The 21,611-nt window shown below is 68.7% G+C and carries 21 protein-coding genes; 13 read left to right on the plus strand and 8 right to left on the minus strand.

Annotation, left to right across the window (positions count from 1 at the left end):
- Window position 1: 1 nt before the first annotated feature.
- The 8 genes from FB547_RS30810 to FB547_RS30845 all read left to right on the plus strand — a co-directional run bounded on the left by FB547_RS30810 (window position 2) and on the right by FB547_RS30845 (window position 6,603).
- The gene (locus FB547_RS30810; RefSeq protein ID WP_145747420.1) at window positions 2-238 is read left to right on the plus strand and encodes a hypothetical protein; all 237 of its coding nucleotides are present in this window, start codon (window positions 2-4) and stop codon (window positions 236-238) included.
- Window positions 239-253: 15 nt separating this feature from the next.
- Window positions 254-556 (plus strand): Dabb family protein, encoded by a 303-nt coding sequence (locus FB547_RS30815; RefSeq protein ID WP_145747421.1) that lies wholly within the window; start codon window positions 254-256, stop codon window positions 554-556.
- A 31-nt stretch (window positions 557-587) separates the two neighbouring features.
- Window positions 588-1,382, plus strand: coding sequence for an SDR family oxidoreductase (locus FB547_RS30820; RefSeq protein ID WP_145747422.1), 795 nt, complete (start codon window positions 588-590; stop codon window positions 1,380-1,382).
- Window position 1,383: 1 nt separating this feature from the next.
- A complete protein-coding gene (locus FB547_RS30825; RefSeq protein ID WP_145747423.1) occupies window positions 1,384-1,845 on the plus strand; it encodes a PaaI family thioesterase in 462 nt (153 codons plus the stop codon).
- Window positions 1,846-1,867: 22 nt separating this feature from the next.
- The gene (locus FB547_RS30830; RefSeq protein ID WP_145747424.1) at window positions 1,868-2,884 is read left to right on the plus strand and encodes an NADP-dependent oxidoreductase; all 1,017 of its coding nucleotides are present in this window, start codon (window positions 1,868-1,870) and stop codon (window positions 2,882-2,884) included.
- A gap of 94 nt (window positions 2,885-2,978) precedes the next feature.
- Complete coding sequence (locus FB547_RS30835; RefSeq protein WP_145747425.1) at window positions 2,979-4,619, plus strand: isovaleryl-CoA dehydrogenase; 1,641 nt, start codon at window positions 2,979-2,981, stop codon at window positions 4,617-4,619.
- 35 nt (window positions 4,620-4,654) lie between these two features.
- Window positions 4,655-5,593: a glutathione S-transferase family protein gene (locus FB547_RS30840; protein ID WP_145747426.1), complete on the plus strand. Its 939-nt coding sequence runs from the start codon at window positions 4,655-4,657 to the stop codon at window positions 5,591-5,593.
- Between the two features lie 104 nt (window positions 5,594-5,697).
- Window positions 5,698-6,603, plus strand: a complete 906-nt coding sequence (locus FB547_RS30845; RefSeq protein ID WP_145747427.1) for an SDR family oxidoreductase — start codon at window positions 5,698-5,700, stop codon at window positions 6,601-6,603.
- Between the two features lie 33 nt (window positions 6,604-6,636).
- On the opposite strand, the gene FB547_RS30850 is transcribed toward FB547_RS30845, so the two are convergent.
- Entirely contained in the window at window positions 6,637-7,563 is a 927-nt protein-coding gene (locus FB547_RS30850; protein ID WP_145747428.1) for a LysR substrate-binding domain-containing protein, read from the minus strand.
- A 100-nt stretch (window positions 7,564-7,663) separates the two neighbouring features.
- Between FB547_RS30850 and FB547_RS30855 the strand changes: the two genes are divergently transcribed.
- Window positions 7,664-8,383 (plus strand): FMN-dependent NADH-azoreductase, encoded by a 720-nt coding sequence (locus tag FB547_RS30855; RefSeq protein WP_145747429.1) that lies wholly within the window; start codon window positions 7,664-7,666, stop codon window positions 8,381-8,383.
- Here the strand turns inward: FB547_RS30855 and FB547_RS30860 are convergent.
- Together FB547_RS30860 and FB547_RS30865 are read right to left on the minus strand one after the other, a co-directional pair.
- Window positions 8,350-9,381, minus strand: a complete 1,032-nt coding sequence (locus tag FB547_RS30860) for an aldo/keto reductase (protein ID WP_145747430.1) — start codon at window positions 9,379-9,381, stop codon at window positions 8,350-8,352. The genes FB547_RS30855 and FB547_RS30860 overlap by 34 nt on opposite strands.
- 41 nt (window positions 9,382-9,422) lie before the next feature.
- Window positions 9,423-10,616: an MFS transporter gene (locus FB547_RS30865; protein WP_145747431.1), complete on the minus strand. Its 1,194-nt coding sequence runs from the start codon at window positions 10,614-10,616 to the stop codon at window positions 9,423-9,425.
- Between the two features lie 94 nt (window positions 10,617-10,710).
- On the opposite strand from FB547_RS30865, the gene FB547_RS30870 reads away from it, so the two are divergent.
- Window positions 10,711-11,673, plus strand: a complete 963-nt coding sequence (locus tag FB547_RS30870) for a LysR substrate-binding domain-containing protein (RefSeq protein ID WP_145747432.1) — start codon at window positions 10,711-10,713, stop codon at window positions 11,671-11,673.
- Here FB547_RS30870 and FB547_RS30875 read toward each other — a convergent pair.
- From FB547_RS30875 to FB547_RS30885, 3 genes are all read right to left on the minus strand, one after another.
- Window positions 11,622-12,395, minus strand: a complete 774-nt coding sequence (locus FB547_RS30875; protein ID WP_145747433.1) for a fumarylacetoacetate hydrolase family protein — start codon at window positions 12,393-12,395, stop codon at window positions 11,622-11,624. The two genes, FB547_RS30870 and FB547_RS30875, sit on opposite strands and share 52 nt — an antisense overlap.
- Window positions 12,396-12,542: 147 nt before the next feature.
- A complete protein-coding gene (locus FB547_RS30880; RefSeq protein WP_186454309.1) occupies window positions 12,543-13,520 on the minus strand; it encodes a Bug family tripartite tricarboxylate transporter substrate binding protein in 978 nt (325 codons plus the stop codon).
- Window positions 13,521-13,633: 113 nt separating this feature from the next.
- Window positions 13,634-14,878: a pyridoxal-phosphate-dependent aminotransferase family protein gene (locus FB547_RS30885; protein ID WP_145747435.1), complete on the minus strand. Its 1,245-nt coding sequence runs from the start codon at window positions 14,876-14,878 to the stop codon at window positions 13,634-13,636.
- Window positions 14,879-14,999: 121 nt separating this feature from the next.
- Here FB547_RS30885 and FB547_RS30890 point away from each other — a divergent pair, with 121 nt between their 5' ends.
- The 3 genes from FB547_RS30890 to FB547_RS30900 are packed head-to-tail and all read left to right on the plus strand — an operon-like array spanning window position 15,000 to window position 19,389.
- A complete protein-coding gene (locus tag FB547_RS30890) occupies window positions 15,000-15,698 on the plus strand; it encodes a GntR family transcriptional regulator (RefSeq protein ID WP_145747436.1) in 699 nt (232 codons plus the stop codon).
- Window positions 15,699-15,714: 16 nt separating this feature from the next.
- Complete coding sequence (locus FB547_RS30895; protein WP_145747437.1) at window positions 15,715-18,792, plus strand: FAD-binding and (Fe-S)-binding domain-containing protein; 3,078 nt, start codon at window positions 15,715-15,717, stop codon at window positions 18,790-18,792.
- A 21-nt stretch (window positions 18,793-18,813) separates the two neighbouring features.
- Window positions 18,814-19,389, plus strand: a complete 576-nt coding sequence (locus FB547_RS30900; protein WP_145747438.1) for a methylated-DNA--[protein]-cysteine S-methyltransferase — start codon at window positions 18,814-18,816, stop codon at window positions 19,387-19,389.
- A gap of 16 nt (window positions 19,390-19,405) precedes the next feature.
- Here the strand turns inward: FB547_RS30900 and FB547_RS30905 are convergent, their stop codons facing one another.
- Together FB547_RS30905 and FB547_RS30910 are read right to left on the minus strand one after the other, a co-directional pair.
- Window positions 19,406-20,626: an MFS transporter gene (locus FB547_RS30905; protein ID WP_145747439.1), complete on the minus strand. Its 1,221-nt coding sequence runs from the start codon at window positions 20,624-20,626 to the stop codon at window positions 19,406-19,408.
- A 67-nt stretch (window positions 20,627-20,693) separates the two neighbouring features.
- A complete protein-coding gene (locus FB547_RS30910; protein WP_145747440.1) occupies window positions 20,694-21,608 on the minus strand; it encodes a LysR substrate-binding domain-containing protein in 915 nt (304 codons plus the stop codon).
- Window positions 21,609-21,611 lie beyond the last annotated feature (3 nt).

The raw sequence follows: 21,611 nt of genomic DNA on the forward strand, positions 1-21,611 counted from the left end.
AATGGCCAACGCCGCCCCCAACAACACGCCCAACCCCGCCAAGCCGCCGAAGCCGCACGCGCGGCTCGAGAAGTGGATCTGGATCCTGATCTACGGCGGCCTGCTTCTCATGATTCTCGGCATTGCCACGGGCCGCACCGAGCCGGCGCTCGGCTGGTCGATGGCCGTGCCCGGCGCCGTGGTCGCGCTGGTGGGCGTCGTGCTGATCTACGTGCGCTCGCGCCTCAGCGACAAATAACCCCAAAGACAAACCATGCTCAAGCACATCGTGATGTGGAAGTTCAAGGAACATGCCGAAGGCGCCGACAAGGCGACCAACCTTCTCAAGGCCAAGGCGCTGCTCGATGCCTGCGCCAGTCTGTCGCCCGGCACGCTGCGTTTCGAGGTGGCCATTGCCCAGCCCGGGCTCGAAGCCACCTACGACCTGGTCCTGTATTCGGAATTCACCGACGCGGCCGCGCTCGCGGCCTATGCGGACCATCCGCAGCACGTGGCGCTGAAGCCCTTCATCGGCGCCGTGCGCGAAGCGCGCCAGTGCATGGACTACATCGCCTGAACATTCCAGACCGAACAACGGAGACTTTCCCATGACCGCCCGCACCATCCAAAAGCTGTTCGACCTCGGCGGCAAGACCGCCCTCATCACCGGCGGCTCGCGCGGCCTGGGCCTGCAGATGGCGCATGCGCTCGGCGAGGCCGGCGCGAAGATCATGCTGAGTTCGCGCAAGGCCGACGACCTGGAACAGGCCGCGGCCGAACTGCAATCGGCCGGCATCGACGCGCGCTGGATCGCCGCCGACTGCTCGAAGGAAGAAGACACGCGCCGCCTGGCCGACGAGACACTGCAGCGCATGGGCGCCATCGACATCCTCGTCAACAACGCGGGCGCCAGCTGGGGCGCGCCGGCCGAGAGCCATCCGGTCGAGGCCTGGGACAAGGTGATGAACCTCAACGTGCGCGGCTATTTCATCCTGTCGCAGCATGTGGCCAACGGCTACATGATTCCGAAGAAGACGGGCCGCATCATCAACATCGCCTCGATCGCGGGCCTCAACGGCAACCCGCCCGAGATGCAGACGCTGGCCTACAACACCTCGAAGACGGCGGTGATCGGCTTCACGCGCACGCTGGCCGCCGAATGGGGCAAGTTCAACATCAACGTGAACGCAATCTGCCCGGGCTTCTTCATGACGAAGATGGCCGCCGGCCTCATCAAGTCGCTGGGCGAGGAAAAGATGGCCTCGCATGCGCCGCTCGGGCGCCTGGGCGACGAGGAAGACCTGAAGGGCATCACGCTGCTGTACGCGAGCGATGCCGGCAAGCACATCACGGGGCAGTGGCTGGCTGTGGATGGTGGCGTGAGCGTGGTCCTTGGTGCTTGAAATGGCTGAAGATTCCAACGACATCAACATCCGCTCCTACACGAGCCAGATCCCGTTCGCGCGCCACCTGGGCTTCGAGCTCACGAAATTCGAGGGCGGCGAGTCGGAGATCATCTACACCGCCAAGCCCGAACACCTCAACACCTTCGACGTGACGCACGGCGGCGCCTGCATGACGCTGCTCGACATCACCATGGCGGCCGCGGCGCGCAGCGTGGCGCCCGAGACGGGCGTGGTCACCATCGAGATGAAGACCAGCTTCATGCAGCCTTCGGTCGGGCCTCTGCATGCGCGCGGCACGCTGATCCACCGCACCGCGACGCTGGCCTTCACCGAGGCCAGGATCTACGACGAACTGGAGCACGTGTGCGCGCATGCCACCGGCACCTTCAAGTACGTGAAGCGCCGGCTGCCCACAGGCCCCGCGAGCGCCAACGCGATGCGCCCGCCTTCCACCGATTGATTGCATTCCCCCGGAGACACCCATGCCCACCAACAAGCAGATCCACCTCGACAACCGGCCCGACGGCGAAGCCGTTGCCAGCAACTTCAAGCTCGTGACCGCCGAGACGCCCGCGCTCAAGGACAACCAGGTGCTGGTGCGCCACCACTACATGAGCCTCGACCCGTACATGCGCGGGCGCATGAACGATTCCAAGAGCTACGCCCAGCCGCAGCCCGTGGGCCAGGTCATGCAGGGCGGCACGGCCGGCGAAGTGGTCGAGAGCAAGCACCCCAAGTACGCGGTCGGCGACAAGGTGGTGGGCTTCGGCGGCTGGCAGGAATACAGCGTGGTCGATGCCTCGCAGCCCGGCGCGCTCAAGAAGGTCGACACCACGCAGGTGCCGCTGTCGCACTACCTCGGCGCGGTCGGCATGCCGGGCGTCACGGCCTGGTATGGCCTCGTGAAGATCATTGCGCCGAAGGCCGGCGAGACGATGGTCGTCACGGCGGCCAGCGGGGCGGTGGGCAGCGCCTTCGGTGCATTGGCCAAGGCGCGCGGCTGCCGCGTGGTGGGCATTGCGGGCGGCCCGGACAAGTGCAAGTACGTGACCGACGAGCTCGGATTCGACGCCTGCATCGACTACCGCCAGCACCCCGACGTCAAGAGCATGAGCGCCGCGCTCAAGGAGGCCTGCCCGAGCGGCATCGACGGCTACTTCGAGAACGTGGGCGGCTACATCTTCGACGCCGTGCTGCTGCGCGCCAACGCCTTCTCGCGCGTGGCGCTGTGCGGAATGATCGCGGGCTACGACGGGCAGCCGCTGCCGCTTGCGAACCCGGCGCTGATCCTCATCAACCGCATGAAGATCGAGGGCTTCATCGTGAGCGAGCACATGGAGGTGTGGCCCGAGGCGCTGGCCGAACTCGGTGCGCTGGTGGCCAGCGGCAAGCTCAGGCCGCGCGAGTCGATGGCGCAAGGCATCGAGGCTGCCCCTGAGGCCTTCCTGGGTTTGCTCAAGGGCAAGAATTTCGGCAAGCAACTGGTCAAACTGATCTGATGAATTGAACGCACGGCAAGGAGGCCGGTATGCGCGCCGCGCCGGGCCGCCCCAAGCCAGCGTGCACCGCAGTGCGAAGCACGGAGGTATTCGAATGAATTCGACGCACGAGGTATTCAACCAGCCCGAGCCGCTGGTGGGCTACAACCTGTTCGAAACCAACCGGCCCCTGCGCGATGCGCTGAAGTTCAATGCGCCATCTCTTCAGCTCGCGCAGCTGAACGAACTGGGTGCGGCCATCGGCTCGGCCGAGATGCAGGCGCATGCGCGGCTCGCCAACACCCACCCGCCCGAACTGCACACGCACGACCGCTTCGGCCGGCGCATCGACGAGGTGGAGTTCCATCCGAGCTATCACGTGCTCATGGCCGCCGCCGTGGGCGCAGGCCTGCACGGCACGCCCTGGACAGGCACCTCGGCCTCGCCGCACCTGCTGCGCGCGGCCGGCTTCATGCTCTTCACCGAGCTGGAGCCGTCGATCCTTTGCCCGGTCTCCATGACCTACGCCGCCACGCCCGCATTGCGCGGCAATGCCGCCGTGTACGCCGACTGGGGCCCGAAGCTCGGCAGCCTCTGGTACGACCCCGCGCTCGCTTCGTTCAAGGACAAGCCTGGCGTGACCATGGGCATGGGCATGACCGAGAAGCAGGGCGGCTCCGACGTGCGCGCCAACACCACGCGCGCCGTGCGCGAGGCTGGCGACGCCTGGGGCGAGCGCTACGCGATCACCGGCCACAAGTGGTTCTTCTCGGCGCCGATGTGCGATGCCTTCCTGGTGTTGGCCCAGGCGCCGGCCGGCCTGAGCTGCTTCTTCCTGCCGCGCGTGCTGCCCGACGGCACGCGCAACGCCATCCACATCCAGCGCCTGAAGGACAAGCTCGGCAACAAGGCCAACGCCAGTTCCGAGGTCGAGTTCCACGGCGCCAGCGCATGGCTCGTGGGCGAAGAGGGTCGCGGCATTCCGCAGATCCTCGAGATGGGCACCATGACCCGGCTCGACTGCGCGCTGGGCACCAGCGGCCTGATGCGGCAGGCGCTGAGCATCGCGCTCAACCACGCGAGCCAGCGCATGGCCTTCGGCAAACCGCTGATCGAGCAGCCGCTCATGAAAAACGTGCTGGCTGACCTGGCCCTGGAGAGCGAAGCCTCGACCGCGCTGGCCATCCGCCTCGCGCGGGCCTTCGACCGGCAGGCCGACGAGCACGAGCGCCTGATGGCACGCCTGCTCACGCCGGTCGCCAAGTTCTGGATCTGCAAGCGCGGCAGCCACTTTGCGCAAGAGGCCATGGAATGCCTTGGCGGCAACGGCTATGTGGAAGAGGGCGGCGAAGGCATCATGGCGCGCATCTACCGCGAGATGCCGCTCAACTCGATCTGGGAAGGCGCAGGCAACATCATGGCGCTCGACCTGCTGCGGGGCCTGCGCAAGGGCGATGCGGTGGCCGCATTGGCCAAGGAGCTGGCGCCCGCGCGCGGCCAGCATGCGGCGCTCGACCGTCTGGCCGACGCGCTGCCGGCACGCATCGAGGCCATGGCTTCCGAGGCCGAGGCGCGACGCCTCGCGCAGGACGTGGCCCTGGCCGTGCAAGCGGCGTTACTCGCGCAGACCGCACCGCCGGCCATCGTGGGCGCCTTCTGCGCATCGCGGCTGGGCGGCGACTGGGGCAACGTGTTCGGCACGCTGGGTGCGGGCACCGATTTCGATTCGATCATCGGGCGTGCGCAGCCGCGCTGAGCTCGGCAACACACTCATCCACGGGAAACCAGCACATGGCCGAACTCATCCTGCACCACTACAACACCTCGCCGTTCTCCGAGAAGGTGCGGCTCATCCTCGGCGCCAAGAAGCTGCCGTGGAAATCGGTGCTCATTCCGCCCATCATGCCCAAGCCCGACGTGGAGGTGCTCACGGGCGGCTACCGCAAGACGCCGTTCCTGCAGATCGGCGCCGACATCTACTGCGACAGCGCGCTGATCGCCGACGTGCTCGAGCACCTGCAGCCCGAAGCCACGCTCTACCCCGAGCCCGAAAAAGGCATGTCGCGCATCCTCGCGCAGTGGGCCGACACCACCCTGTTCTGGGCCGCCATGGCCTGGAGCATGCAGCCCCGGGGCGCGGCCGAGCTGTTCGCCAAGGCGCCGCCCGAGGCCGCCAAGGCCTTCGGCGAAGACCGCGCGAAGATGAGCACGGGCAACATGACGCGGCTGCGTCCGGCCGACGCCACCAGCGCCTACAAGTCGTACCTGCGCCGCCTGTCCGACATGCTCGACGACAAGCCCTACCTGCTGGGCGAGGTGCCGTGCATCACCGACTTCTCGGTCTATCACCCGCTCTGGTACACGCGCCGCATCGACTCGGTGCGCGGCATCCTCGACCTCACCCCCGCGGTCATCGACTGGATGGAGCGCATGGCCGCGATCGGCCATGGCAGCATCGAAAAATCCAGCTCGGACGAAGCCATCGCCATCGCCAAGGCCGCCACGCCGCACACGCTGCTGACCGACAGCACCTTCCAGGACGACCATGGCATTGCGCTGGGCAGTGCGGTCACCGTCCGGGCCGAGAGTTTCGGCCTGGAGGAAACGCCCGGCACGCTGGTGGCCGCCACGCGCACGCACTACACGCTGGAGCGCAGCCACGAGCGCGTCGGCACGGTGCACGTGCACTTCCCACGCATCGGCTACGTGCTGAAGCAAGCCGAAGCCTGAAGTCCCCGAGCGGGCACCTTCGTGACTGCGCCGCGGCGTGTTCCGTATTTCAATAGCGGTTCCAACGTCAGTCAGAGACATTCAACGCAAGAAGGAACCGGCAAATGATTCAGGACTTCAAGGGCAAGACGGCCGTACTCACCGGCGCGGGTTCGGGCTTCGGCCTCGAGTGCGCGCGCATCGGCGCCACGCGCGGCATGAATCTCGTGCTGGTCGACGTGCAGCAGGACGCGCTCGACAAGGCCCGCGCCGAGATGGAAGCCGCCGGCGCGCAGGTGCTGGCGCGCAAGGTCGACGTGTCTGACGCTGCGCAGATGGAAGCCCTGGCCCTTGCGGTGAAGGAGCGCTTCGGCGCGCCGCACTTCGTGTTCAACAACGCAGGCGTGGGCGCGGGCGGCCTGGTGTGGGAGAACACCGTGGCCGACTGGGAGTGGGTACTGGGCGTGGACCTGTGGGGCGTGATCCACGGCGTACGCCTGTTCACGCCGATGATGCTCGAGGCCGCCGCGAAAGACCCGGCCTACCGCGGCCACATCACCAACACCGCGAGCATGGCCGGGCTGCTCACGCCGCCCAACATGGGCATCTACAACGCCGCCAAGGCCGCGGTCGTGAGCCTCACCGAGACGCTGTACCAGGACCTGACGCTGGTCACGGACCAGATCGGCGCGAGCCTCCTGTGCCCGTATTTCGTGCCCACGGGCATCACGAGCAGCGAGCGCAACCGGCCGAACGCGCCCAAGGAAACCGAGCTCACCAGGAGCCAGCTCATTGGCCAGGCCATGAGCAACAAGGCGGTGAGCAGCGGCAAGATCACGGCGGCCGAAGTGGCGGCAAAGGTGTTCGATGCGATCAGCGACAACCAGTTCTATGTGTTCAGCCACCCGAAGGCGCTGGGCAACGTGCGCAGCCGCATGGAGAACATCGTGGCGGTCAAGAACCCGGCCGATCCGTTCCTCGAGAGGCCGGAGATCGGGCAGAAGCTGCGCGAGCAACTGCGCGGGGGATGAAAGGCTGGCGCCGGGGACGCGCGCGGATTGGTTTCAGGCCTTCGAAGCCTGCGACGCGATCCACTCCCACACGGCTCGCACGGCCGGCTCGCCTTCATGCCCGGCGGCCACCGCGAGAAAGTAGCTGCTCGTGTCGAGCGCCGGGCCGAAGGGCTGCACCAGCGCGCCGCTGCGCAGTTCCTCGGCCGCGAGTGTGAGGCTCAGGAGCGCGACGCCGTGGCCCGCGAGCGCGGCCAGGATGGCGTGGGTCTCGTCCGAGAACGACAGGCCCGCGGCCTTCATTGAGCGGCCCCGCGGCGGCGCGAGGCCGGCCTCCTTGAACCAGCGCGGCCACAGCGCGGGCGCTGCGGCGCCGGGCTGCCAGTCGCAATGGATCAGCTGGTGCTTCGGCAGGTCGGCCGCGCGCTTCAGGCCCAGCATCGGGCTGCACAGCGGCGCGTAGCGCTCGGGCATCAGCTCGCGCGACACCAGGCCCGGCCAGTTGCCGCTGCCTGATCGAACGGCAATGTCGGCGCCGCCGCGCGCCAGGTCGACCAGCGTGTCGCTCGCATGCAGCCGCAGTTCGATGCCGGGACAGGCCTTGCGGAAGGCCGCCATGCGCGGCAGCACCCAGCGTGCTGCGAAGGCGGTGTTGGTGGTGAGCGTGACGGCCTGCGAGACCGAGGGCTGGCGCAGCCTTTCGACGCCGGCCTCCAGTGCGTCGAAGCCCGCGCGCAGGTCGTCGAACAGCCGCTCGCCCGCGGGCGTCAGCGCGAGCTGCCGCGTGAGCCGGCGGAACAGTGAACGGCCCAGCGTGTCTTCGAGCGCGCGCACCTGGTGGCTGATGGCCGAAGGCGTGACCGAAAGCTCCAGCGCCGCGCGCTGGAAGCTCAGGTGCGCGGCCGCCGCCTCGAAGGCCCGCAGCGAGAGCAGGGGAGGGAGGTGCCGGGGGCGCCGGATGGATGAGCCAATCTCGTTCATCGATGGAGAAATGATCGTTTGTCGAAGGTCTTGCACATCTCTAGATTCAGGACCTGTGCCGCCATTGTGGCAGTGCAAGACAGAACAGAGAAATTCATCCATGAACACAATGAACCTTCTTCACATCGACGCCAGTGCCCGTCCGGGCCGCTCCGGCATCGATCCCCATGGCTCGCACACGCGCCGGCTGTCGGCGCGCTTCGTCGAGCGCTGGCGCGAGGCGCGGCCGGTGGACCGCGTCGATTACCTCGACGTGGGCCGGCATCCGCCCGCGCATGTCGATGCCCGCTGGATCCACGCGGCCTTCACCGCGCCCGCCGATCGCCAACCCTGGATGGCCGACGTGCTGGCCGAGAGCGACCGCCTGGTCGACCAGCTCGTGGCCGCCGACCTGATCGTGGTGGGCCTGCCGATGTACAACTTCAGCGTGCCTGCGCAGTTCAAGGCCTGGATCGACAACATCGTGCGCGTGGGCCGCACCTTCGGCTTCGATCGCTCGCGCGGTGCGGTGCCGTACTGGCCGATGCTCGCCGATGCGGGCAAGCGCATGGTGCTGCTCGGCGCGCGCGGCGACCACGGCTACGACCCGGGCGGCCGCATCGCGCACCTGAACCATGCCGAGCGCACGGTGCGCTCGGTGTTCGGCTACATCGGCATCACCGAGGTGTTCGAGGCGGCGGTGGAGTGCGACGAGTTCGGCGGCGAGCAACTGGCCGAGTCGCTGCGGCAGGCGGAGCAGAAGGTCGACGGCCTGGTCGACCAGCTCGCGGCGGAGCCGCGGTCAGCTCACACCGCCACCGGGCTGCGCTCCGCGAACTGACCATTCCAGTACGGGTAGTAAGGGTAGGGCGGCGTCACCGCGCTGGCCGCGTCGAGCCGCTGGATCTGGTCTGCGCTGAGCTGCCAGCCGAGCGCGCCGAGGTTCTGCCTGAGCTGCTCTTCGTTGCGCGCACCGATGAGCACGCTCGACACGGTGGGCCGCTGCAGCAGCCAGTTGAGCGCGATCTGCGGCAAGGTCTTGCCGGTTTCCTCGGCCACCTGGTCCATCGCATCGACCACGCGGTAGAGGCGCTCGTCGTCCACGGGCGGCGCGAAGCCGGCGGTTTCATGCAAGCGGCTTCCGGCGGGTAGCGGCTGGCCGCGCCGCAGCTTGCCGGTCAGCCGGCCCCAGCCGAGCGGGCTCCAGACGATGGCGCCCAGGCCCTGGTCCAGGCCCAGCGGCATCAGTTCGAATTCGTAGTCGCGGCCGATCAGCGAGTAGTAGGTCTGGTTGGCCACGAAGCGCTGCAGCCCGAGCCGGTCGGAGGCCGAGAGCGATTTCATCAGCTGCCAGCCCGAGAAGTTCGAGGCACCGATCAGCCGCACCTTGCCCGCGCGCACCAGGTCGTCGAGCGTGTCGAGCACCATCTCGACCGGCGTCATCGCGTCGAAGGCGTGCAGCTGGAGGATGTCGATGTAGTCGGTGTCCAGGCGCTTGAGTGCGGCATCGGTCGCGGCGATCAGGTGGTGGCGCGAGGCGCCGACATCGTTCGGCCCGTCGCCGGCGCGCAGCGCGAGCTTGGTCGAGATGATGGCCTTGTCGCGCCGGCCCTTGAGCGCGGCGCCGAGGATCGATTCCGAAGCGCCGTTCGAGTACACGTCGGCCGTGTCGAACAGCGTCACGCCGGCATCCAGCGCCAGGTCGACGATGCTGCGCGCGCCCTCCACGTCGGTGTTGCCCCAGGCGCTGAAGAGCGGACCCTGCCCGCCGAAGGTGCCGGCGCCGAAGCCGAGTGCGGGGACCTTGAAGCCGGAGCGGCCGAGAAAGCGTTGTTCCATGATGTCGCGTCTTTGTGATCGTTGAAAAAAAGAGGGGGAGTTCAAGCCCGGGCCGACGCGCGATCGGCCGTAGAGGCATTGCCGCGTTCGCGCCGGTCGAGCGAACGGCTCCAGAGCGCGATCGCCAGCCCCGCGAGCGTGAGCAGCGCCGCCACCCAGCCGAGCGCGCGCAGGCCCGGACCATGGTCGATGACCACGCCGCCCACCCAGGCGCCGAGCGCATTGCCCAGGTTGAAGGCCGCGATGTTGAGGCTCGACGCCAGGTTCTGGCCCGCGCCCGAGGCCTTTTCGAGCACGCGCAGCTGCATCGGCGCCACGGTGGCGAACGAAGCGATGCCGAGCAGGCCGACGAACACCACGGCCGCGAACGGCGTCCCGATGCTGAACTGCATCGCGCCCAGCACCGCGGCCAGCGCCACCAGCGTGCCGAGCACGGCCGGCATGGTCGACCTGTCGGCCAGCCTGCCGCCGAGGATGTTGCCCACGGCCAGGCCGCCGCCGAACACCAGCAGGATCGGCGACACCGCCGATTCGGACAGGCCCGCGACCTGCGTCAGCAAGGGCTGGATGTAGGTGAACACCACGAACACGCCCGCGTAGCCGAGCACCGTCATCGCCAGGCCGAGCAGCACCTGCGGCCGCGCGAGCACCGCGAGTTCCTCGCGCAGCGGCGCCGGCCTGGCTTCGCCCTTGACGCGGGGCACGAACACGGCAAGCACCGTGAAGGCCAGCACGCCGATCAGCGTCACCGCCCAGAAGGTGGCGCGCCAGCCGTAGTGCAGCCCGAGCCAGGCGCCGGCGGGTACGCCCAGCAGTGTGGCGGCCGTGAGGCCGGTGAACATGATGGCGATGGCCGAGGCGCGCCGTTCCGGCGCCACCAGCCCGGTGGCCACCACCGAGCCGACGCCGAAGAAGGTGCCGTGCGCGAGCGAGGTGATCACGCGCGCGGCCATCAGCAGCTCGTAGCTGGGCGCGAGCGCGCAGGCCAGGTTGCCGAGCGTGAAGATCGCCATCAGCGCGAGCAGCACGGTCTTGCGCGGCAGCTTGCGGGTGGCGATGGTCAGGATCGGCGCACCCACGGCCACCCCGAGCGCATAGCCCGAGATCAGCAGGCCGGCGGCCGTGATGGAGACGTGCAGATCCGACGAGACCTGCAGCAGCAGGCCCATGATGACGAATTCGGTGGTGCCTATTCCGAAGGCACCGGCGGTAAGGGCGAGTAGAGCGATTGGCATGATGCCCTGTACTGTGCGGGCATCCGGCCTCGATGACTAGAATGCCGCTGCTACACGCACTTGTGAATTGAAGTCACAGACAAGGACACCCGCCATGCCGCGCATCGACGTCAACCGCTCCGGCGAAATGGAAGCCTTCGTGCAGGTGGTCGAAGCCGGCGGCTTTTCCGCGGCGGCGCGGCTGCTCGACATGACGCCTTCGGCGGTGAGCAAGCTGGTCGCACGGCTCGAATTGCGGCTGGGCATCCAGCTGGTGTACCGCTCCACGCGCAAGCTGCAGCTCACGCCCGAAGGCCTGCATTTCTACGAGCGCAGCACGCGCGTGCTGGCCGACATGGACGAGGCCGAGCGTTGCGCCGCCGCCGGCGCCGCGCCGCGCGGGCGCGTGAGCATCAACGCGAGCGTGTCCTTCGGGCACCACAAGCTGGTTCCGCTGGTGCCGCGCCTGCTCGAGCTGCATCCGCAGATCACGCTGGACATCGCGCTGACCGACCGCATCGTCGACCTGATGGACGAACGCGCCGACATCGCGATCCGCTGGGGCCAGCTGCCGCCGTCCGACCTGGTGGCGCGGCGGCTGGGCGAAACCAGCCAGTCCATCGTGGCCTCGCCGGGCTACCTTGCGAAGTACGGCACGCCGCACACGCCGCAGGAACTGGAGGCGCACAACCGGCTGGGCTGGAGCTACCGGCGCAATACGCCCGACTGGCCCTTGCGCGTGGATGGGCGAACGGTCTCGCTGCCCGTGGCCGGGCCGGTGCGCGCGGGCGACGGCGAAACCCTGCGCCAGCTGGCCCTTGCCGGCGCGGGGGTGGCGCGGCTGTCGCTGTACCACATCCAGCACGACATCGATGCGGGCCGCCTGGTGCCGCTGCTCGAAGAATTCAATCCGGGCGAGGTGGAGCCGATCCACGCGGTGTACATCGGCAAGGCCGGCACCTTGCCGGCGCGCGTGCGCGCGGTGCTCGACTTCCTGGTGGCGTACTCGGGTGTCGGAGGAGGGCGCTACACGCTCAAGCGCAGCGCGCCGATGCCCGCGAATTCCACCGCCACCTGATCGCCGCGGCGGCAGGGCACGATGCCGACCCACGAGCCGGTGGTGACCACGGTGCCGGCCGGCGCGGTCTGCCCATGGCGCGTAACGTGGCGCAGCCAGGCCGGCAGAAGCCACGCGGGATCGGCCAGCGGATGGGTGCCTTCGCGCACCACGGTGTCGGCGTTGCCGACCTTCGTTTCGCAGCGCTGCGAAGCCCAGTCGACCGCGGCATAGGGCTGCCATTCGCCGATCGCGAGCGCGCCGTGCACCTGCGAATCGGCCAGGCGCAGCAAGGCGGGCGTGGCGGCCAGGTCCTGCCAGCGCGAATCGACGATCTCGACGGAGACGGCCATGGCATCGATGAGCGAAGCCGCATCGCCGTGGTCGAGCTGCGCGGCTTGCGCGGGCGTCACGTCCTGTCCGAGGCGCAGCGCGATCTCGGCCTCGATGCCGGGCACGTGAAAGGCAAGGTCGCTGAAATCGGCCGGGCTCGTGCGCACGCCGGCCGGGGGCAGCGGCGCATGCGTGAGCGTGGCGCTGCGCGAGCCGCCGCCGGATTTCCAATGGCGGGGGACGGCGCCGTCGTCGCCGAACCAGCCGAGTGCGGCGGCCACGGCGTCCTGCACTTCATAGGCCTGGGTTGCGTCTTGCAGCGCGTCGGTCCAGGGCGCGGCGCCGAGAGTGCGGTTGTTCCGGCGCGCGGCGATCAGCGCGTCGGCGAGGGCGGTCATCGATGAGTTCATTCGGCGATTTTCTCAGTTGCTCTGGCGTGTTGTATTTGCGGGTTCTTGTGTTCGGGCGCTGCTGTTCAGGGCGCGTGCACAGGCCACCGGGTACTCCCCTCCGCGAATGTCCCCCGTCGGCGGGAGCGCACCCCGAACAAGAGCGCTTCAAGTGTCCACATGCACCTTGCCATCCTTCACCACCTTCGCCCACTTGGCGATCTCGGTGGCAATGAACTGTTTGAACTTGTCCTGCGACCCGCCGCCATCCTCGGCGCCATAGGTGTCGAGCTTTTCCTGCACGTCGGGCATCGCGAGTGCCGTGTTGACGTCGCGGTTCACCTTCTCGGCAATGCCCTGCGGCAGCTTGCCCGGGCCCGCGAGCCCGTACCACGTCGTGGCCTCGAAACCCGCGAAGCCCTGCTCTTGCATCGTCGGCACGTTCGGATGTCCCTTGGCGCGCTTGCCGCGCGTTTGCGCCACGGCCAGCACGCGGCCGCTCTTCACGTGCGGCGTGGCCGCGGTCATGGTCTCGAAGCTGTACTGGATCTGGCCGCCCATCAGGTCGGCCAGCAGAGGGCCGCTGCCCTTGTAGGGCACATGCAGCGCATCGACCCCGGCCTGCAGCTTGAACATTTCCAGCGCCAGGTGCTGCGCCGACCCCGCGCCCGCCGAACCGAAGCTCACCGTGCCGGGCGAGGCCTTGCATGCCGCCACGATGTCCTTCACCGTGAGCGCCTTCTGCGCCGGGCTGGCGATCAGCAGGTTGGGCGTGACGCCCACCAGCACGATCGGCACGAAGTCGCGCTCCACGCTGTAGCGCAGCTTGGGCTGCAGGCTGGGCGCGAGCGCATGGCTGTTGATGTGCGCCATGAGCAGCGTGCTGCCGTCGCTGGGCTGCTGCGACACGTATTCGGCCGCCAGCACGCCGGCCACGCCGCCCTTGTTCTCGACGATGACCTGCTGGTTCCACATCACCGTGAGTTTCTGGGCCACCACGCGTGCGAGCGCATCGGTGCCGCCGCCGGGCGGAAAGCCCACCACGATGCGCACCGGCCCCGAAGGCCACTCCTGCGCGAAGAGCCGGGGCACGCCCAGCGTGGCGGCCGCGGCACCCGCGGCTTGGATCAGCGTACGTCTCTGCATCATCTTTGTCTCCAGTGTGGGGTGGGTCCGATGCGTGCCGGGATCGAAAGCCCGGCAGGGTGGCGGTCGCCGCGCCGTTCGAGCGGCGCGCTGCGGCCGGTGTGTTCTTGCGGCTACGCGGCCTTCTGCAGGCCGGCATGCGCCGCTGCATGGCTCGCGAAATGGTCCATCGCGGCCTGCACGCCGCTGCCCGCGAGCTTGATGCCGCTGAGCTTCATGCCCATCTCGACGCCCGCGACCATGGCCACCAGCGTCAGGTCGTTGCTGTCGCCCAGGTGGCCCATGCGGAACATGCGGCCCTTGAGCTTGCCCAGGCCGGTGCCCAGCGAAAGGTCGAAGCGCTGGTGGATCAGGCGGCGCAGCGCATCGGCATCGACGCCCTCGGGCGTGATCACGCCGGTGAGCACGGGCGAATACACGGCCGGGTCGGCGCACTGGATCGGCAGGCCCCAGGCATTGACTGCCGCGCGCACGCCGGCGGCCCAGCGCTGATGGCGCGCAAACACGTTGTCCAGTCCTTCGGCCAGCAGCATGTCGAGCGATTCCGACAGGCCGTAGAGCAGGTTGGTGTTGGGCGTGTAGGGCCAGTAGCCGTCCTTGTTCATCTCCACGATCTCGTCCCAGGCCCAGAACGCGCGCGGCAGCCTGGCGCTTTTCGAGGCTTCGAGCGCGCGCGGCGAGAGTGCGTTGAAGCTGATGCCCGGCGGCAGCATCAGGCCCTTCTGCGAGCCGCTGATGGTGACGTCCACGCCCCATTCGTCGTGCCGGAAATCGGCGCTCGCCAAACCCGAGATGCTGTCGACCATCAGCAGGGCCGGGTGGCCCGCCGCATCGATGGCCTTGCGCACCGAGGCGATGTCGGAAGTGACGCCGGTGGAGGTTTCGTTGTGCACCACGCACACTGCCTTGATCTTCCTTTCGGTGTCCTTGCGCAGGCGCGCCTCGATGAGGTCGGCCTGCACGCCGCGGCGCCAGCTGGGTGCGGCGGGCAGTTGCTCGTCCTTGCCGGACCAGGCGAGGAATTCGGTCGACAGGCCGAGCCGCGTGGCCATCTTCTGCCACAGCGATGCGAAGTGGCCGGTCTCGTACATCAGCACGTGGTCGCCCGGGCTCAGCGTGTTGGCGAGCGCAGCCTCCCAGGCGCCGGTGCCGGAGGCAGGGTAGATCGCGACCGGGTGCTTCGTCTTGAAGATCTGCTTGATGCCGCCCAGCACCTTGAGCCCCAGCGTGCCGAACTCGGGCCCGCGGTGGTCGATGGTCGGCAGGCTCATGGCCCGCAGGATGCGGTCGGGCACCGGGCTCGGCCCGGGAATCTGGAGGAAGTGGCGGCCGGTGGGATGGAGGTCGAGTTGCAGCATGGACTGTCCTTTCGCTTTCAGTTTTGCATTCAAAATTGAATTTGACGTGATGGTTTACCCTTATATGTTCGGGTTGTTGGCATCGTTTTTTGCATTCAAAATGCATTCAAGGGAAACAGAAATGACCGCCGACATCATCGAAATCTCGCGCCTCGCGCTGCACGACCAGGTGGCTTCGCGTCTGCGCACGATGCTGGTCGAGGGGCACATCGCGCCCGGTGCCAAGCTCAACGAGCGCGAGCTCTGCCTCCAGCTGCGCGTCTCGCGCACGCCGCTGCGCGAGGCCATCAAGCTGCTCGCGGCCGAAGGGCTGGTCGACCTGCTGCCCAACCGCGGCGCGGTGGCGGTGAAGCTCACCGAGGCCGACGTACTCAACACCTTCGAGGTCCTGGCCATGCTCGAAGGCATGTCGGGCGAGCTGGCGGCCAAGCGCATCACCGACGAAGAACTGGCCGAGGTGCGCGCGCTGCATTACGAAATGATGGCCTGCTTCGCGCGGCGCGATCTCTCGGGCTACTACCGCCTCAACGCGCGCATCCACACCGCCATCAACGAGGCCGCGGGCAACCCGGTGCTGGCCGGCACCTACCGCTCCATCAATGCCCGCGTGCAGTCGCTGCGCTTTCGCACCAACCAGGACGAGGCCAAGTGGAAGCACGCGGTCGAAGAGCACGAACAGATGGTCCAGGCGCTGGCCGCGCGCGATGCGCCGGCGATGCGCAAGGTGCTGGTCGCGCACCTGATGCGCAAGCGCGACACGGTGCTCGAGCTGATGCGCACCGGCCAGATCTATCCCCAGGCCCACAACAAGGCGAGCTGAGCTTCACCACCACACCATGCGCGTCGATCCCGCCAGCCACATCCAGCCCGCCGGAACCGTTCTTCCGCCCAACGACACCTGCGAGCTGCTCGCACGCCGGCTGCGCGCCGAGACCGGGGGCGAGGTGCTGTTCGACGACGGCTCGCGCGGCCGCTACGCCACCGATGCGTCGATCTACCAGATCACGCCGGTCGGCGCCTTCGTGCCGACGAATGAACGCGACATTGCCACCGCCATCGACATCGCACGCGACCTGAAGGTGCCGGTGCTCGCGCGCGGCGGCGGCACCAGCCAGTGCGGCCAGACCACGGGCGCCGCGCTGGTGATCGACAACAGCAAGCATTTCCGCCGCGTGCTCGACGTGAACGTGGAGGAGGGCACGGCCACCGTCGAGCCCGGCCTGGTGCTCGACCACCTCAATGCGCAGCTCAAGCCGCACGGCCTGTGGTACCCGGTGGACGTGTCGACCAGCGCGCAGGCCACGCTGGGCGGCATGGCGGGCAACAACTCCTGCGGCTCGCGCTCCATCGCCTACGGCAACATGGTGCACAACGTGCTGGGCGCGAGCGCCTGGCTCTCGAGCGGCGAGCTGGTGGAGTTCGGCCCGCAATCCACGTTGGGCGCCCGCGCGGCGGGCATCGCGAAGTTCGTGCACGGGCTCGCGCTGGCGCACCGCGAGCAGATCCATGCCCACTGGCCCAAGGTGCTGCGCCGCGTGGCCGGCTACAACCTCGACATCTTCGACAACCAGAGCGAGCGCCCCTACGCCGCCGACGGCAGCGTGAACCTCGCGCACCTTTTGATCGGCGCCGAAGGAACGCTGGCCTACACGAGGAGCCTCAAGCTCAAGCTCGCGCCGCTGCCGCGAGCCAAGGTGCTGGGCATCGTGAACTTCCCGACCTTCCATGCGGCCATGGATGCGGCGCAGCACATCGTGAAGCTGGGCCCCACGGCGGTGGAGCTGGTCGACCGCACGATGATCGAGCTGAGCCTGGCCAACCCGGCCTTCAAGCCCACGGTGGAAACAGCGCTGATCGGCAAGCCCGCGGCCATCCTGCTGGTGGAGTTTGCCGGTGCCGACAAGGCCGCTTTGCTGCCGCAACTGAAGCAACTGGTCGAGCTGATGGGCGACTTGGGCCTGCCCGGCAGCGTGGTCGAAATGCCCGACGACGCGCGCCAGAAGAACCTGTGGGAAGTGCGCAAGGCCGGCCTCAACATCATGATGAGTCTGAAGGGCGACGGCAAGCCGGTGAGCTTCATCGAGGACTGCGCCGTGCCGCTCGAGCACCTGGCCGAATACACCGATGCATTGACCGAGGTGTTTGCGAGGTACGGCAGCCGCGGCACCTGGTATGCGCACGCCTCGGTCGGCACGCTGCACGTGCGGCCGATCCTGGACATGCGCACCGACGGCGGCGCCAAGATGCGCGCGATTGCGGAAGAAGCCGCGGCGCTGGTGCGCAAGTACAAGGGCGCCTTCAGCGGCGAGCATGGCGACGGCCTGTGCCGCGGCGAGTGGATCGAATGGCAGTTCGGCCCGGCCCTCAACGAGGCCTTCCGCGCCATCAAGCAGGAGCTCGATCCGGCCCACCTGTTCAACCCCGGCAAGATCGTCGACCCGCCGCGCATGGACGATGCATCGCTGTTCCGATTTGCGCCGCCCACCGCGCCCAGGCCCTACCGGCGCATCGAACTCAAGCCCGTGCTCGACTGGTCGGCCTGGAACGTCAATGCCGACCCGGTGACCGAGCAGACCACCGCGCCCGGCACCGGCGGCGACAGCACCGGCGGCCTCGCCAAGGCCGTGGAGATGTGCAACAACAACGGCCACTGCCGCAAGTTCGACGCCGGCACCATGTGCCCGAGCTACCGCGTGACGCGCGACGAGCAGCACCTCACGCGCGGGCGCGCCAACACGCTGCGCCTCGCGCTCTCGGGCCAGCTCGGTGCCGATGCATTCACCAGCGAAGAGATGTACGAGACCATGGACCTGTGCGTCGGCTGCAAGGGCTGCAAGCGCGACTGCCCGACCGGCGTCGACATGGCGAAGATGAAGATCGAGTTTCTCGACCACTACAAGAAGCGCCACGGCCACTCGCTCAAGGACAGGCTGGTGGCCCGCATGCCCGACTACGCCCACAGGGCGAGCCGCGTGCCCTGGCTCATGAACCTGCGCAACACCGTGCCCGGCGCGGCCTGGCTGGGCGAGAAGCTGCTGGGTTTTTCAGCGCGCCGGTCGCTGCCCCAATGGCGCTCGGACACCTTCTGGCGCGCCAAGGCCGACCTGCACGGCATGTTCGCCAGCCGCGAGGCCGTGCTGTCGGTGCAGGCGAACGGCGGCCGCGCCGCGGTGCTTTTCGTCGACACCTTCAACGGCACCTTCGAAAGCGAGAACGCGCTGGCGGCGGCCCGCGTGCTCAAGGCCGCGGGCTACACGCTGCACACGGTCGAGAAGAGCGGCGGGCACCACTGCTGCGGCCGCACCTTCCTGGCGAGCGGCATGGTGGGCGAGGCCAAGCGCCGTGCCGAGGCGCTGATCGATGCGCTCAGGCCCCTCGCCGAGGCCGGCATTGCCATCGTCGGGCTCGAGCCATCGTGCCTGCTCACGCTGCGCGACGAAACCCTGGTGATGGGCTTCGGCAAGAAGGCCGAAACCGTGGCGAAGCAGGCTTTGCTGTTCGAGGAGTTCATTGCGCGCGAACTCAAGGCCGGCCGCTTCAAGCTCGCGCTCACGCCGGCCACGGCGCCGATCCTGCTGCACGGCCATTGCCACCAGAAGGCCTTCGGCGCAGTCAGCCCGATATTGGATGTGCTTCGGCTCATTCCCGGCGCCGAGCCCGAGCTGATCGAAAGCTCCTGCTGCGGCATGGCCGGCAGTTTCGGCTACGAAGCGCGGCATATCGACGTGTCGATGCAGATGGCCGAGGCCAGCCTGCTGCCCGCGATCCGCGCGCGGCCCGACGCCATCGTGGTGGCCGACGGCACCAGCTGCCGCCACCAGATCGGCGACGGCGTGCAGCGCGAGGCGGTGCACGTGGCGGTGCTGCTGGAGCGGCACCTGGTGCCGCCAACCCTGTCGCCCGATCAGGCTTAGCGGCTGGCACACAATGACGCGATGAATGCAGCATCGCGCAGCACCAGCAGCGAAACCATCGAGCCGGGCTTTGCCTTGTTCGAAACCGCAATCGGCACCTGCGCGCTGGCCTGGGGGCCGCGCGGGCTCGTCGGCGTGCAGCTGCCCGAAGAAAACGGCGAAGCCGCCACGCGGGCGCGCATGCGGCGCCGTTTCCCCGCGTTGCCCGAGGCCGATCCTCCTGAAAGTGCACAGGGCGCGATCGCGGCTATCCAGGGATTGCTGCGGGGCGAATCCGACGACCTCAGCGACATCGTGCTCGACATGGGCGCCGTGTCGGAATTCCACCAGCGCATCTATGCGATTGCGCGGCGCATTCCGCCCGGGCAGACGCGCACCTACGGCGAGATCGCGGCCGAACTCGGCGACAAGGGCCTGTCGCGCGTGGTGGGCCAGGCCATGGGCCACAACCCGTTCGCGCCCGTGGTGCCGTGCCACCGCGTGCTGGCCGCGGGCAACAAGCCCGGTGGCTTTTCGGCGGGCGGCGGCGCGCTGACCAAACTGCGCATGCTCGACATCGAAGGCGCGCGCCCGAACGGAATGGCTTCGCTTTTCTAGCAGCCTCCGGAGGCCGTCACGCCGCCGCAACCGGCAGCCGGTGCAGCCCCGCAATGCGCGAGGCAAAAATGATTCCCGCCTGTAGCACGAAACCCGCCAGCGCGAGCAGCAGGCAGGCCGGCTCGCCCCACGCGGCCCCCACCGCGCCGCCCAGCGCGGCGCCGATCGGCCGGGCACCCGCATTGACCGTGAGGAACACCGCCGACACCCGGCCCAGCATCGCCCCGGCCGTGACGCTCTGCCGCAGCGTGGTGGTGGTGATGGTCCAGACCATCGGCCCGGCACCGAACAGAAAGAACGACAGTGCGGCCAGCGATGCGGCCGGCACCAGCAGCGTGGCCGCCATGGCCGCCGCGGCCACCACCGCCACCGCGGGCCCGATCTGGATCGCACGGCCGAACGGCAGGCGCGCCACCACGCGCGACGTCAGCAGCGCGCCGGACACCATGCCCGCGCCGTACATCGCCAGCGTGAAGCCGACCGCCTGCGCGCCAAGGCCGAGCACCCGCACCGCATACGGCACGTAGCCGGCCTGCAGCACGAACCACGAGATGTTGAAGACCGCGCCCGTCATCAGCATGGGCCGCAGCAATTCGTGCTGCCAGACAAAGCGCGCGCCATCGCGCACATCGAGCAGCGGATGGCGCTGCGATGCAGCCGGGCGCGGCGCCTCGGCCAGGCGCAGCAGCAGGCCGACTGCCGACATCGACAGCACGGCCGCCAGCACGAAGGCCGTCGGAGCACCCGCCCACGCAACCAGTGCGCCCGCCAGCGCAGGCCCGGCCGTGAATGCGGCGCTGCGCGCAAGCTCCAGCCGGCCGTTGGCCTCGGCCAAGGCGTCGCGCGGCACGAGCGCCGGCACCAGCGCGGGCGCCGCGACGCTGAAGCCCACGGTGCCGACCGCGCCCAGGAACCCGAGCACCGCGAGCCAGCCGATGCCGAGCCTGGACGCCAGCACCAGGGCCAGCAGCACCAGCAGCGAGGCGGCGCGCAACCCCTCGGACGCGACCATCAGCCGCTGCCGCGACATGCGATCGGCCAGCACGCCCAGCGGCATCGACAGCAACAGAAAAGGCAGCGTCTGAATGGCGGCAAGGAAGCCGATCTCGCCCGGCCCGGCACCGAGCACGAGCACCGCGACCAGAGGCACCGCCGCAAGGCTCAGCTGCTCGGCGGACTGTGCCGCGAGGTTGGACCACGCGAGGTGGACAAAGGGGCGGGGAAGGGGGGCTTTCATGCGGCAGGGTGCTTCATGTGGGAGGAAGCACCCATGCTGCGGGCGCGCGCCGTCCGGCGCTGGCCGTTTACGGACCTGCGAGCGCCATTGCGGCTTGCGAGTCCGAGGCCCTCATCTCCTCGAACCATTGCGCGACGCATGCGGCTTCCGGCGCGGCGTCGGGTGCCAGGCCGTAGTAGTAGCGGTTCAGCGTCATGCGCAGCGAGGGCAGCGGCGACTGCAGCCGGCCCGAGGCCAGGTCGTGCGCCACCAGCGAGGTTGGCGCCAAGGCAATGCCGAGCCCGTCGACCGCGGCCTGCAGCACGAAGTGCAGGTGGTCGAACTGCAGCCGCCCCGCCGGCTTGGCGCGCGGGGCGCCGACGTGCTTCTTCCAGGCGTCCCAGTCTTCCTTGCGCGTGCGGGCCGACAGCTGCACGTGCGAGGCCAGCGCGCGCAGGTCCGAAAGCGGATGTGCCTTGAACAGCGCCGGTGCGCCGACCACCAGCACTTCGTCCTCGAGGAAAGGGCGCAGCTCGATGGAGGGTGGCCAGCCCTCGAGCCCGCGGCGCACGGCAATGTCGAAGCTGCCCGCGGCCTGCTCGGGCATGACCGTGCTCGTGACCACCTGCGGTTCGATCTCCGGAAAGCGCTCGACGAACGAAGGCAGGCGCGGAATGAGCCAGCGCACCGCGAAGGAGGGCCGCACGTTGATCCTCACGGCACGGGCCGGCCCCTGTGCCTGCAGCGCACGCGCCGCCGCATGGATCTGCGCGATGGCCGGGCCTGCCTCGGCAAAGAACTGCTGTCCTTCCGCGGTCAGGGCGACCTGGCGAATGCGGCGCTCGAACAGCGCGACGCCCAGGCATTCTTCTAGGCTCTTGATCTGCCGGCTCACCGCGCTGTGGGTCACGTGGAGTTCGATGGCCGCGCGCGTGAAGCTCTGGTGGCGGGCCGCGGCGACGAAGGCGCGCACGGCACTGAGGGGCGGTTCTCGAAGCGGCATGCG

It is taken from the genome of Variovorax beijingensis, from assembly GCF_007828835.1.
GTDB classification, from domain to species: domain Bacteria; phylum Pseudomonadota; class Gammaproteobacteria; order Burkholderiales; family Burkholderiaceae_C; genus Variovorax; species Variovorax beijingensis_A.

What these genes read in the sequence shown, in the direction of transcription:
- FB547_RS30810 (WP_145747420.1), top strand. Translation starts at nt 2, where the DNA reads ATGGCCAACGCCGCCCCCAACAACACGCCCAACCCCGCCAAGCCGCCG.
- FB547_RS30815 (WP_145747421.1), top strand. Translation starts at nt 254, where the DNA reads ATGCTCAAGCACATCGTGATGTGGAAGTTCAAGGAACATGCCGAAGGC.
- FB547_RS30820 (WP_145747422.1), top strand. Translation starts at nt 588, where the DNA reads ATGACCGCCCGCACCATCCAAAAGCTGTTCGACCTCGGCGGCAAGACC.
- FB547_RS30825 (WP_145747423.1), top strand. Translation starts at nt 1,384, where the DNA reads ATGGCTGAAGATTCCAACGACATCAACATCCGCTCCTACACGAGCCAG.
- FB547_RS30830 (WP_145747424.1), top strand. Translation starts at nt 1,868, where the DNA reads ATGCCCACCAACAAGCAGATCCACCTCGACAACCGGCCCGACGGCGAA.
- FB547_RS30835 (WP_145747425.1), top strand. Translation starts at nt 2,979, where the DNA reads ATGAATTCGACGCACGAGGTATTCAACCAGCCCGAGCCGCTGGTGGGC.
- FB547_RS30840 (WP_145747426.1), top strand. Translation starts at nt 4,655, where the DNA reads ATGGCCGAACTCATCCTGCACCACTACAACACCTCGCCGTTCTCCGAG.
- FB547_RS30845 (WP_145747427.1), top strand. Translation starts at nt 5,698, where the DNA reads ATGATTCAGGACTTCAAGGGCAAGACGGCCGTACTCACCGGCGCGGGT.
- FB547_RS30850 (WP_145747428.1), bottom strand. Translation starts at nt 7,563, where the DNA reads ATGAACGAGATTGGCTCATCCATCCGGCGCCCCCGGCACCTCCCTCCC.
- FB547_RS30855 (WP_145747429.1), top strand. Translation starts at nt 7,664, where the DNA reads ATGAACACAATGAACCTTCTTCACATCGACGCCAGTGCCCGTCCGGGC.
- FB547_RS30860 (WP_145747430.1), bottom strand. Translation starts at nt 9,381, where the DNA reads ATGGAACAACGCTTTCTCGGCCGCTCCGGCTTCAAGGTCCCCGCACTC.
- FB547_RS30865 (WP_145747431.1), bottom strand. Translation starts at nt 10,616, where the DNA reads ATGCCAATCGCTCTACTCGCCCTTACCGCCGGTGCCTTCGGAATAGGC.
- FB547_RS30870 (WP_145747432.1), top strand. Translation starts at nt 10,711, where the DNA reads ATGCCGCGCATCGACGTCAACCGCTCCGGCGAAATGGAAGCCTTCGTG.
- FB547_RS30875 (WP_145747433.1), bottom strand. Translation starts at nt 12,395, where the DNA reads ATGAACTCATCGATGACCGCCCTCGCCGACGCGCTGATCGCCGCGCGC.
- FB547_RS30880 (WP_186454309.1), bottom strand. Translation starts at nt 13,520, where the DNA reads ATGCAGAGACGTACGCTGATCCAAGCCGCGGGTGCCGCGGCCGCCACG.
- FB547_RS30885 (WP_145747435.1), bottom strand. Translation starts at nt 14,878, where the DNA reads ATGCTGCAACTCGACCTCCATCCCACCGGCCGCCACTTCCTCCAGATT.
- FB547_RS30890 (WP_145747436.1), top strand. Translation starts at nt 15,000, where the DNA reads ATGACCGCCGACATCATCGAAATCTCGCGCCTCGCGCTGCACGACCAG.
- FB547_RS30895 (WP_145747437.1), top strand. Translation starts at nt 15,715, where the DNA reads ATGCGCGTCGATCCCGCCAGCCACATCCAGCCCGCCGGAACCGTTCTT.
- FB547_RS30900 (WP_145747438.1), top strand. Translation starts at nt 18,814, where the DNA reads ATGAATGCAGCATCGCGCAGCACCAGCAGCGAAACCATCGAGCCGGGC.
- FB547_RS30905 (WP_145747439.1), bottom strand. Translation starts at nt 20,626, where the DNA reads ATGAAAGCCCCCCTTCCCCGCCCCTTTGTCCACCTCGCGTGGTCCAAC.
- FB547_RS30910 (WP_145747440.1), bottom strand. Translation starts at nt 21,608, where the DNA reads ATGCCGCTTCGAGAACCGCCCCTCAGTGCCGTGCGCGCCTTCGTCGCC.